At 69.5% G+C, this 12,668-nt stretch carries 3 protein-coding genes; 1 reads left to right on the forward strand and 2 read right to left on the reverse strand.

All coding sequences use genetic code 11. From position 1 onward, the window contains the following. Positions 1-19: 19 nt before the first annotated feature. Positions 20-3,415: a type I polyketide synthase gene (locus ACGFNU_RS37500; RefSeq protein ID WP_392601328.1), complete on the reverse strand. Its 3,396-nt coding sequence runs from the start codon at positions 3,413-3,415 to the stop codon at positions 20-22. Next, positions 3,396-11,696 (reverse strand): type I polyketide synthase, encoded by an 8,301-nt coding sequence (locus ACGFNU_RS37505; protein WP_392601329.1) that lies wholly within the window; start codon positions 11,694-11,696, stop codon positions 3,396-3,398. The genes ACGFNU_RS37500 and ACGFNU_RS37505 overlap by 20 nt, the downstream gene beginning before the upstream one ends. Before the next feature lie 395 nt (positions 11,697-12,091). On the opposite strand from ACGFNU_RS37505, the gene ACGFNU_RS37510 reads away from it, so the two are divergent. Further along, the gene (locus tag ACGFNU_RS37510) at positions 12,092-12,583 is read left to right on the forward strand and encodes a winged helix-turn-helix transcriptional regulator (protein WP_392601330.1); all 492 of its coding nucleotides are present in this window, start codon (positions 12,092-12,094) and stop codon (positions 12,581-12,583) included. Positions 12,584-12,668 lie beyond the last annotated feature (85 nt).

A 12,668-nucleotide genomic window follows, 5' to 3' on the forward strand; every position in this document is an offset into this window, starting at 1 on the left:
GCTCGCTGGTGATGAGGCCTCATTTGATTCCGAACTCCTGCTCCAGCAGCTGCTCGAGCCGCTCGTCCGTCTCGTCTTCGAGATCCGTCTCGTCTTCGAGATCCGCCTCGACGGCATCGGCTTCGCCGGTGCCGCGGTCGAGGCTCGCCGTGAGCGACCCGAGCCGTTCGCGCAGCTTCATCCGTACCTCGCTGCTCAAGGCCGAGTTCCGGGTGGCCGCCTCGAGCCGATCCGCCAGGGCGAGGAGCTCAGTGGGGGCGGCCTCACCGGTGGCGCTCAGCAGCTCGTCCAGGTGGTCTGCGAGCGCTCGGGCAGAAGGATGGTCGAAGACAACGGTGCTGGTCAGATCGAAGCTGGTCGCTTTGACGAGCCGTTCGCGGAGGCGCATGGCGGCCAGGGAGTCCATTCCCGCCTCGGCGAAGGGGCCGATGTCCGGACGGCCGGCGGAGGCATCCAATCCAAGGACGGCCGTGACCTCGGTCTCCACCAGACGCAACAAGGCCTCCCTCCGCTCGGTTCGCCGAAGGCCGCTCAGTCGCTGGACCAGGTCGGGTGCCTTGGCTTCGTCTCGCGAGTCCTTGGCCTCCTCTGGGGAGCCCTTGGCTTCCTCCCGGGAGCGCGCATCGGCATGGCGGGTGGCCGACCTCTGGCCGAGCCAGTAGCGCTCGTGCTGGAAGGGATACGTGGGCAGGTCCACCCGTTTCCCGGACGGATAGAGCGTGCGCCACGAGGGGCACACGCCGCTGACGTAGAGGGCGGCGACGGCCTCACCGATCCCACCGAGCTCGTCGATGTCGCGCCGCAGGGCCGGTATGGCAGCGGCGCCGCGCTGGTTCTCAGCGATGAGAGGGGCGAGGACCGGGTCGGCACCGACCTCCAGATAGGTCAGCGCCCCTTGGGCTTGGAGGGTGCTGATTCCGGCCGCGAAGCGCACCGGTTCACGAATCTGCCCGGCCCAGTGGTCGGCTGAGCCGAGTTCCTCGGTGGTGATCAGCCGGCCCGTCCGGCTGGACACGATCGGCAGCTGCGCCTCAGCGAAGTGGCACCGTGCCGCGATGGGCCGGAACTGCTCGACCGCTGATTCCATGAGCGGCGAATGGAAGGCGTGGCTGACGTTCAGGTGCTTGGTGCGCCGGCCCTGGCCGGCGAAGTGGTCGGCGATCCGCTGAACATGGTCCTGATCGCCTGAGATGACGGTCGATGTGGGGCTGTTCACCGCTGCGATCGCGACACTCGCGCGGCAGTCCGCCAGCAGCGGCTCGACCTCGTCTTCCGCGGCCTGAATCGCGATCATCATGCCGGACGGGCAGGCTTGCATGAGCCGGCCGCGGGCCGCCACCAGGCCCGCGGCCTCGTCCAAGGTGATCGCCCCCGCCAGGTGGGCGGCGGTGAGCTCGCCGATGGAGTGGCCGAACAGGAAGTCCGGCGTGATGCCGAAACCGGTGAAGAGCCGGTGGAAAGCGGTTCCCACGGCGAACAGCGCCGGCTGGGCGTAGGCCGTCTGTTCCAGCAGTTCGGCGAGCGGGCTGCCTTCGTCGGCGAAGATCACCTCGCGCAGCGGCCGGTCCAGGTGGGGGTCCAGCGCGGCGCAGGCATCGTCGAAAGCACCGGCGAAAGCGGGAAAGGCCTGGTGGAGCGTGCGGCCCATACCCGCGCGTTGAGAGCCCTGCCCGGGGAAGACGAATACCGTATCGCCCGCGTCGTGGGAGTCACGATCCCCTCCCATCAGGCCGGGGTGCGGGCGGCCGGCGGCCAGCGCGTCCAGAGCCTGCGACAGGCCTTCCCTGTCGTTGGCGATGACGGCGGCGCGACGGCGATGGTGCGTGCGGGTCATGCCGAGCGAAAGGGCCACATCGACCAGGTCCAGGCCCGGTTGCCGGGTCAGATGCTCGCGCAGCCGAACCGCCTGATCGGCGAGGGCGCCCTGACTGCGCCCCGAGAGAGGCAAGATGGTGGTGAAGGGCTGTATTTCCCCTGCGGAGACGGGTCTCGTATCGGCCACGTCACCTGCGGCTTCCGCCGGTGCCTCCGCCAAGGCGATGTGAGCGTTCGTGCCGCTGATTCCGAACGACGACACCGCCGCTCGCCGCGGCGCACCGCCGGTATGCGGCCATTCGACGGGCTCGGACGGCAGCCTGACCGCGCCCGCCGACCAGTCGACGTGCGGGGTCGGCCGATCCACGTGGAGTGTCTTCGGAATGACCCCGTGACGCATCGCCTCGACGATTTTGATCATTCCCGCGACGCCCGCGGCGGCCTGCGTGTGACCGATGTTCGACTTCACCGACCCGAGCCAGAGTGGACGCCCTTCCTCTCGTTCACGTCCGTAGGTCGAGAGCACCGCGCCGGCCTCGATCGGGTCGCCGAGCGCGGTCCCCGTGCCATGGGCTTCGACCACGTCGACCTGGGCCGGGGTAAGGCGGGCATTCGCCAGTGCCGCACGGATCACACGCTCCTGCGAGGGGCCGTTCGGGGCGGTGAGACCGTTGGAGGAGCCGTCTTGGTTGATGGCGGTACCGACGATGAGGGCGTGCACCGGGTGGCCTTCGCGCAACGCGTCTGACAGCCGTTCCAGCAGGAGGATTCCGGCGCCCTCACCCCAGCCGGTTCCATCCGCCGCGGCGGCGAACGACTTGCACCGCCCGTCCGGCGAGAGGCCGCGCTGCCGCGCGAACTCGGTGAACGTCTTGGGTGTGGCCATGACCGTGACTCCACCGGCCAGGATCAACGGGCATTGGCGATCGCGCAGCGCCTGAACCGCCAGATGCGTCGCCACCAAGGACGAGGAGCAGGCGGTGTCGACGGTTATCGCGGGACCTTCGAGTCCAAGGGCGTAGGCGACACGACCCGACGCCACACTCGTCGCGGTCCCGGTCAACGCGTAGCCTTCGGCGTTCGCGGAGTCCTCGTCCTGGCGACCGGTCCCGTACCCCTGCGACCAGGTTCCGACGAAGACCCCCGCCGGCGTTCCGGACAGCGAGTGCGGAGCGATGCCCGCGGACTCGATGGCCTCCCAGCTGATCTCCAGAAGCAGCCTCTGCTGCGGATCCATCGCGGCGGCCTCAAGGGGGGAGATGCCGAAGAAGGCCGCGTCGAAATCGGCCGCATCGGGAAGGAAGGCGCCGTTGCGCGTGTAGGTGGTGCCAGGAACGTCCGGGTCGGAGGCGAACAGGGTCCCAAGGTCCCAGCCGCGTTCTTCGGGAAACCCGCCGACCGCGTCGCGTCCTGACGAGACCAGCTCCCACAGCTGCTCCGGAGAGGTCACGCCGCCCGGGTAACGGCACGCCATCCCGATGATCGCGATGGGTTCTCCCGCGGAGTCGACCAGCCGCTGGTTCGCCTGACGCAGGCGCTCGTTCTCCTTCAGCGCCGACCGGAGCGCGCGGATGACCTGATCATCGGATTTCGTCATCATCACTCCCGAGTGCGAGCCGCACCAGATCGTTGACGTCCAGGTCGTCGATCGGGCTTGCCGACGCCGGCTCGTCGCCGTGAGCCGCGCTTTCGTCGTCGTCGACACGACCGTTGTCCGGCTTGGCGTCCGACAGCCTTTGGTGCAGGTATTGGGCGAGCGCCGTGGGGGTCGGATGGTCGAAGACCAGGGTGGCCGGGAGGTTCAGCCCGGCTTCCGCGGCCAGGCGTTTGCGTAGCTCAAGGGCGGTGAGCGAGTCGATGCCCAGGTCCTTGAACGTCTGATCGGCAGCGGGCGTGTCGGAGTCGGGAAGGCCGAGAACCGCGGTGGCCTGGGTTTGAACGAGCGTCAGAAGGTGCCGGAATTGCCGCTCGGGGCTCAGCCGCACCAGGTGTGCGGCCAGATCGGGTTCGGTCTCGCCAGTGGTGGCGACCGGCCTCAGGGCCGGAACCAGTTCCCGCAAGATGGGCGGAACGTTCTCGTCCGGTTGCCGACGCAGGTCGCCGACATCGACGGTCATCGGCACCAGCGCGGCATGTCCGGAAGCCAACGCGAGGTCGAACAGCGCCAGGGCATGCTCGGTGCTGAGAGGGTTCATGCCGAGCCGCTTGAGACGGCTGGTATCCGCCGATGTGAGATGACCGGTCATACCGGTCGGGATCTGCCAGTAGCCCCACGCGAGGCTCGTGGCGGTCAGGCCGAGGTGGTGGCGGCTGTGGGCGAGCGCGTCCAGGAAGGTGTTGGCTGCGGCGTAGTTGCCCTGGCCGGGGGTTCCGAGGGTGCCCGCGACAGCAGAGGAGTACAGGACGAAGGCTGCCAAGTCCATGTGCCGTGTGAGCTCGTGAAGGTGCCAGGCGGCGTCCACCTTGGGCCGCAAGACCTCGTCCAGGTGTTCTGCGGTCAGGTTGGTCAAGGACGCGTCGGAAAGGACGCCCGCCGCATGGACCACGGCGGTGAGCGGATGTTCGGCGGGAACGGAGTCCAGGATCGCGGCGAGTTCAGAGCGATCCGCCGTGTCGCATGCGGCGATGGTCACGTCAGCCCCGAGGCCGGCCAACTCCGACCGCAGGCCCGCGGCGCCATCGGCCGCCATGCCGCTCCGCGAGGTGAGCACCAGCCGCCGGACGCCGTGTTCGGTCACCAGGTGGCGGGCCAGCAGGCCGCCGAGCGTCCCGGTACCGCCGGTGATCAGGACGGTGCCTTCCGCGTCGAGAGCGATGGATTCTTCCGCTTCGGCCTGCGGTGCCGGAGCCAGCCGAGGGGTATAGAGGGTGTCATCGCGCAGGGCGTACTGGTTCTCGCTCCCGGGACGCAGGCGCCGAAGCAGCGCGGTGAGGCCCGTGACCGATTCGGCGCCGTCGATGTCCAGCAGCGTGACGCGATGTGGATGCTCGTTCTGGGCGGTTCGGACCAGTCCCCAGAGGGCGGCATGCGCCAAGTCGGGGGGCGGGTCGTCGCGGGTGGCGTTGACCGCGTTGCGGGTGATGATCAGCATGTGGTCGTCGGCCGTCTCGGGGGCGGTGAGCCAGTCCTGAAGGAGCTTCAAGCCCTCCTGGCACACCTTCCTGACGGCGGCCGGGACATCGGCCGCCTCGTTCGCCGGCGGCTTCGGAACCTGCCAGGTCATCGTCTCCGGCAAAGGCCTTTCGGGCTCGGCGGCGGGGCGGGCGGACACGCGCTCCCAGGTCACGTGCAGCAGGTCGCGATGTCGCTCCGGTCCGCGGAGGCTGAGCGCTTCGGGCTCGATCGGCCGCAGGGACAGCGACTCGATGGTCACGACCGGCTGATCGGCCGGGTCCGTCGCATAGATGGCGACCGTGTCGGCTTCCGCTCTGGTCAGGCGGACCCGCAGCCGGGTCGCGCCGGTGGCGTGCAGGGTGATCGTTTCGAAGGCGAAGGGGACTCGCAGCGGCTGTTCCGGCTCGCTGGGGGCATCGCCGCTGATGAGCGGATGAAGGACCGCATCGAGCAGAGCGGGGTGGATGCCGTAGCCGGTGGTCGTCGTATCGCCGGGCAGTTCGATGTCCGCGTAGAGATCCGACCCGTGCCGCCAGATGGCGGTCACGCCTCGGAAGAGCGGCCCGTAGTGGTATCCGCGATCGGCCAGCCGTTCGTAGATGCCTTCCATCTCGACGGGCTGGGCGTCCGGCGGTGGCCAGGCCTCCCAGGGCGGCGCCGGCACCGCGGGAGCGGTATCCGCCGGAGCGGTATCCGCCGCGAGCCGGCCGTCGGCGCACAGCCTCCACGGAGGCTCTGGCTCAATGGTCTCGGTGGTCCGGGGCCGGGCATGGACGGTGAAGGAGCGTTGCCCACCATCGCTGGGATGTACGGCGATCTGCACGTCGACCGCGCCTTCAGCCGGGATCACGAGGGGTTCGCGCAGGGTCAGTTCCGTTACCGCTCGGCAGCCCGTCTGATCGGCGGCATGCAGTGCCATGTCGGCGAACGCCGTGCCGGGGACCACGATGGTGCCGTGCACGCCGTGGTCGGCGAGCCAGGGATACGTCGTCTGGGAGAGCTGGCCGGTGAAGACCGTCCGGGAACCGTCGGGGACGTCGAGGACGGCGCTCAGAAGAGGGTGATCGGGCGTGTGGAGGCCGGCGGCATCGACGTCGGCGGCCGGGGCGGAGTCGAGCCAGTACGACCGGCGTTCGAAGGGATAGGTGGGCAGTTCCACCGAGCCTCCGTGCTCGCCGAAGAAGGCGCCCCAGTCCGCGGGCGAATGGTGTGCGTGCACCCTGGCCAGGGACTTGGCGAACTGCAGGAGGTCCTCCTCGTCACGATGCAGCGTGCCCCCGACGAACACCCGCTCGGCCTCGCCCTCGCCGAGCCGCTGTTCAGCGGTCTGTTCCATCGCCGGTACGAGCACCGGATGGGGGCTGACCTCGAGAAGAGCGTGGTGACCGTCGTCGAGCAGGGCTTGGGTGGCGTCGGCGAAGCGGACGGTGCCCCGCAGACTGTCGTACCAGTACGCGGCGTCCAGCCGGCTCGCCTCGACCACGCCCGCGCGGAGCCCTGAATAGACCGGGATCCCGCCGGGCTTCGGTTCGATCTTCGCCAGATCGCGGAGAATCCTGTCGCGCACCCGCTCGACCGCGGCTGAGTGGGAGGCGAAGTCGACAGGCAGGCGGTGTGCACGGATGCCCTCGTCCTCGCAGAGCCGCAGGAGTTCTCGGACCGGCTCGGGCTCACCGGAGACGACCGTGGCGGAGGGGCTGTTGATCGCGGCGACCGAGACTCCGTCCTCCCAGCGGCGCAGGAGCCGGTCGGTCTCCTCGGCGGGCAGGTTCACCGCCGCCATGGCGCCGCTGCCGCTCAGGTCGCGCAGGGCCCGGCTGCGCGCGGCGACGATCCGGGCCGCGTCGTCGAGCGACAGGACTCCGGCGATATGGGCGGCTGCGATTTCTCCCTGCGAGTGGCCGGCCACGGCGTCGGGCTCGATACCGTGGGCCCGCCAAAGTCCGGCGAGCGAGACCATGACCGCGAACAGCGCGGGTTGGACGATGTCGACGCGTTCCAGGGCCGCGTCGTCCGCCACGGAGAGCAGCTGGGCCGGCGGCCGGTCGAGGTAGGGCTCGAGTGCCGCTCCGCAGGCGAGGATGTTCTCGCGGAAGATCGCAGAGGTCTCCAGCAGACCGCGCGCCATGCCGATGTACTGCGATCCCTGCCCCGGGAACACGAAAGCGATCTTCCCGGGACGGCCGGCCTTGCCGCCGATGACGTTCGCCGTCGCGGCGCCGGCCGCGAGGTGGCGCAGACCCTCCAGAAGCTCTTCCTTGCCGTGTCCGAGAACGACCGCCCGGTGCTCGAAGACCGTGCGTCCGCGAGCGAGTGAACGTCCAACTGACACCGGATCGAGCTCTTCACGCGTCATCGCCGCGAGCAGGCGCTCGCCCTGTTCGCGCAGCGCACGTTCCGATTTCGCGGAGACCGCGAACGGGATGATCGGGGGTCTCGTCGCATGCTCAGCCTCAGGCTCGGTCTCATCCGTCTTGGCCGGCGCTTCGAGGATGAGGTGCACGTTCGTACCCGAGATCCCGAACGAGGAGATCCCCGCGCGATGCGGCCTCGCCCGGTCCGGCCAGGCCCGCCCGTCGGTGAGAAGTTCGACGCTTCCTGCCGTCCAGTCGACCTGCGGGGTGGGCTCGTCCACGTGCAGCGACTTGGGGAGGTATCGGTGTCCGATGGCCTCGGCCATCTTGATGACGGCGGCGATGCCGGCCGCCGCCTGGGCATGCCCGATGTTCGACTTGAGCGAGCCGACATAGACCGGCTGCCCCGGCGGCCGGCCGGCGCCGTAGGTCGCGATGATCGCGTCGGCTTCGATCGGGTCGCCGAGCACGGTGCCGGTTCCGTGCGCCTCGACCGCGTCGATCTCCTGTGCGGTCAGGCCGGCGTTGGCCAGCGCGGCCCGGATGACGCGCTCCTGTGCGGGCCCGTTCGGTGCGGTCAGCCCATTGCTCGCGCCGTCCTGATGCATCGCCGAGCCCCGGATCACAGCGAGCACAGGGTGACGGTTGGCTTGTGCGTCCGACAGCCGCTCGAGCAGCACGACGCCCGCACCTTCGGCCCAGGCTGTCCCGTCCGCCGCCGCGGCGAACGGCTTACACCGCCCGTCGGGCGCCAGGCCGCCCTGGCGGGCGAACTCGGTGAACATTCCCGGTGCGGACATCACCGTGCCTCCGCCGACCAGTGCCACCGAGCACTCCTGCAGACGGAGCGCCTGTACGGCCAGGTGGGCTGCCGCGAGCGAGGAAGAACATGCCGTGTCGATGGTGACGGCGGGACCTTCGAACCCGAAGGTGTAGGCGATCCTTCCGGACATCACGCTGGCTGAGGTTCCCGTCAACAGCAGACCGGCGACGTCTTCCGGGGCGTCCTGCAGGCGGGGGCCGTACTCCTGTTGCATGGCGCCGATGAAGACCCCTGTGGCGCTGCCCCGCAGCGAGGCCGGGGGTATGCCGGCCCGTTCGAAGGCCTCCCAGCTGATCTCGAGCATGATCCGCTGCTGCGGATCCATCGCCGTGGCCTCGCGCGGACTGATGCCGAAGAAGGCAGGGTCGAACTGGTCGGCGTCGTGCAGGAATCCGCCCCTGCGTACTCGGCACGTGTCGTGGCCGTCGAGATCCCAGCCGCGACCGCGCGGGAACTCGCTGGTGCCGTCCTCGCCGCCGGCCACGAGATCCCAAAGTTCTGCGGGGGAGCTCACCCCGCCGGGCAGGCGGCACCCCATGCCAATGATCGCAATGGGTTCCGCCGCGTCGGAGGTCTCCGCCGCGCCGGAGGTCTCCGTCAGCGCCGCCGACCGGCCGAGGATCCCTTCGTGCAGGTGCGCCGCAAGCGCGAGTGGCGTCGGATGGTTGTAGATCAATGCGGCCGGCAGCCTCATATCGGTCACCGCGGCGAGCCGGTCACGGAACTCGACGGCTGTGGGCGAATCGAATCCAAGGTCCGTGAAGGGCCGGTCGGCGTCGATTTGCTCACCGTCCTCGTAGCCGAGGACGGCCGCGACGTGCTGCCTCACGAGCTCAAGGAGAGCCGGAGTCCGGTCTGCCGGGAGCATGATCTGCAGACGTTCGGCCCAGCTTTCGGGCTCCGGCTCCGGCTCCGGTTCCTGAGCCGCGGCCGGTTCGGCGATCGGATTTTCAGGCGGGTTCGCTGCGGGTCCCGGGGCGAGATCCAGCCAGAAGTGGCGCCGTTGGAACGCATAGGTCGGCAGCGGCACGCGACGGGGAGTGTCCGTCTCGAACAGGCCTTGCCAGTTGACGTCGATGCCGTTGGCCCACAACCGCGCTGCTGACCGGACGAACTCCAGCGGGCCCTCCGTGCCCCGCTTGAGGGTGCCCACCACGAGGGGGTCCTCCGCGACGCCTTCGAGGCTCTCGTTCAATGGCATCTTGAGGACAGGCTGGGCGCCGCATTCGACGAACACTCCGTGGCCGTCGCGGGCCAGTGCTTTGATCGCCTGATCGAACCGGACTGGACGGCGGAGATTGGCGTACCAGTAGTCCGGTCCCAGCGTGCTCGTGTCGATCTTCGCTGCCGTCACCGTCGAGTAGAAACCGGCCCGTCCGTGCTGGGGCGTGATCCCTGAGAACACGTCCATGAGCTGGTCCTTGACGGCGGCAACCACACCGGAGTGGGAGGCGTAATCGATCGGAACACGCTGGGCTTTGATCCCGGACGCGGCACACACCTGGAGGAGTTCCTCGAGCGCTCGCCCATCTCCGGAGACGACCGTTTGCGAGGGCCCGTTGAAGGCGGCGACATCGAGCGATCCAGGCCACCGCTCGAGCATCGTCTCGGCCTGAGCCGACGACAGGTTCGTCGACACCAGGCCGCCGGCACCCGCCAGCGAGGCCAGGACTTCGGCACGCTGCGCGACGATTCTCGCCGCGTCGTCGAGGCTCAGCGCGCCTGCCACGTGTGCGGCAGCGATCTCTCCCTGTGAGTGGCCGACGACGGCGTCCGGCCGGACACCCATGTGCTCCCACATCCGAGCCAGCGAGACCATGACCGAGAAGAGAAGAGGCTGGACGACGACGTCCCGGTCGATCGAGGGAGCTCCCGGCCCAGCCTCCAGCACGTCCCACAGTGACCAGGCGATGTACGGGGCAAGGGCGGAGGAGCAGGCGTCCATGGAGTCGCGGAACACGGCCGATCGGCCACGCAGGTCCTTGGCCATTCCGGCCCACTGCGATCCCTGGCCGGGGAAGACCAGTACGACCCCTCCGTGATCGCGTGCCGTCCCGCGGACGAGGCCGGGCACCTCGCGGTTGTTGGCGAAGCCTTCGATTCCATCCAGCAGTTCGTCTTTTCCGCTTCCCACGATCACGGCCCTGTGGGCGAACATGGTGCGGGTGGTCGCCAGCGACCAGGCGACCTCGGCCGGCTCTGCTTCGGTCTCGCGGAGTCGGCGGCTGAGCGATGCGGCTTGGCCGGTGAGCGCCGCAGGACTCCTGGCCGAGATCATCCAAGGCACGGCGGGCAATCGCGTCTGCGACCGTGCCGGGCCTGCCGGCGGCTCGCCGACGACGATATGGCAGTCCGTCCCGCCCATCCCGAAGGAACTCACTCCTGCCAGAAGCGTGCTGTCGGGTCGAGGCCAGCCGTCCAGCGTTTGCTGTACTCGCAGGCCGAGGCCGGCGAGGTCGATGGCGGGATTCGGCCGCTCGAAGTTCAAGCTCGGTGGTAGCCGCCGGTGCCTGACGCTGAGGGCCGTCTTGATGAATCCGACGATGCCGGCGGCTCCCTCGAGATGGCCCACGTTGGTCTTGGCGGAGCCGACGAGGAGCGGAACTCCGTCAGGACGTCCCGATCCGGCAGCCTCACCGAGCGCGGCAGCCTCGACGGGATCGCCGACCTTGGTGCCGGTACCGTGCAGTTCGACGTACTGGAGTGCGGCAGGGGCGACTCCGGCGCTGTGGCAGGCCGCCCTGATGACCTCCGCCTGGCCCCGGGCGCTGGGAGTCACCAAGGAGCTGGTCGTCCCGTCGTTGTTCACCGCGCCGCCGAGAATCACACAGTAGACGCGATCACCGTCCTCCAACGCTCGCGCCAGCGGTTTCAGGACGACCAGGCCGCCGCCTTCTCCCCGGACGTAACCATTGGCGCGGGCGTCGAAGGTGAAGCACCTGTGGTCCGGGGACAGGCCCCCGAACTCCTCGACCGCGGACATCCCGGAGGGGGCGAGGTTCAGATTCACCCCGCCTGCGATCGCCAGCGGAGCCTCCCCCCGCCGGACGCTCTCGGCCGCGTGGTGAACCGCGACGAGGGACGACGACTGGGCCGTGTCCAAGGTGATGCTCGGCCCCCTCAACCCGAGCACGTGGGAGACTCGGTTGGCGATGATCCCGCGGTTGGTCCCGACCAGCGTGTGCGGTGTGATCGATCGTTCCCCCTGGCCGAAGGTCAGCGTGGCGTAGTCGTCGCGGATCGCTCCGACGAAGACGCCGGTCCCGCCGTCCGTGAGCGTGCCCGGGACGATGCCCGCGTCCTCCAGGGCCTCCCACGCCAGCTCGAGCACCAGCCGCTGCTGCGGATCCATGGCGCGGGCCTCACGCGGTGAGATCGAGAAAAAGTCCGGGTCGAACTCACCCACCCGCTCCAGGTACCCGCCGGGACGCTCCATCCCCGTCCGGTCCGATGGCGGTTCGCTGATCGCGTGCCGGCCGTCGCGGAGCAGGCGCCAGAAGGCGTCCGGATCGGGAGCGCCAGGAAACCTACAGGCCATTCCGACCACGGCGACAGCGCCACTACCGGAGGTGTCGGTCATTGCGTTCATCTCTCGACTCCGTCGGGTCGGCTGATGGAACAAAGGTCGGAAAGCCACGTCAAGCCAGGCTCCGTGTCGCGATAGCCGCCCCATGCCCGTAGGTCGATCGCAGCCCGGCCGAGGCAGGGGGACCAGGCCACCCTCGTTCCGCCGACCGGACCTGCCGAGAAAGATCTTGGTCTGCGGCCTCTGCCCGCTCGACAAGCTCTCGGCACCTTCCATTACGCATCGACGCGTCCCGAGCGATCCAGGGGCTGGGGTGATCGAGATGTCGCGCTCCCGGCCTGTGTCGCGCTTTCGGGCATGTCCCGGTGGGCGACACCGAGTTGCCGACCGGACTACCGAGAGAGACGCCGCGAGGTAGACCCCGGCCGAGACCGCCCCGGCGTTCCGGTGCCGTCAACGTGCTGTCGCAGCGCCTGCGAGAGCTCGAGGACTCCGGCATCGTCGCGCGTCGCGTCCTGGCGCCGCCCGCCGGAGCCCGGGTCTACGAGCTGACGCCGCGCGGCCGCGAGCTCGAGCCAGTTCTGCTGGCGCTCGGCCAGTGGGGCAGCTCCATCCCACCTGCGAGCACGTCGGCGACCGAGTTGAGCACGGACGCGCTGGCTTTCGCCCTCAAGACCACGTTCGTCCCTGCCGCAGCGAGCGATCTGTGTGGCGGCTACCAGCTGCGCCTTGGACGCGACGCCTTCCACGCACAAGTCGCCGAAGGACGCCTGCACATCACCCGAGGCGAGGTTCCCGACGCGACGGCCACGATCATCTGCGAAGCCCGCGTCCTGCAGGACCTGGTATTCGGCGGCCGGGACCTCGACGACGCCGTGCATGCTGCAGACGCCGCCGTCACCGGCGACGCATCCACCCTGCGGCGCTTCCTGCGGTGCTTTGCGACCTGACCCCGGCCGTCGCGCCGACTGCGCCACCGCCGCATAGCGCTCCCGCCGCCCAGGGGCTGGAGGGCTACGCCTGGATCGGCCCGGT

Source organism: Spirillospora sp. NPDC048911, assembly GCF_043198015.1.
Taxonomy (GTDB): domain Bacteria; phylum Actinomycetota; class Actinomycetes; order Streptosporangiales; family Streptosporangiaceae; genus Spirillospora.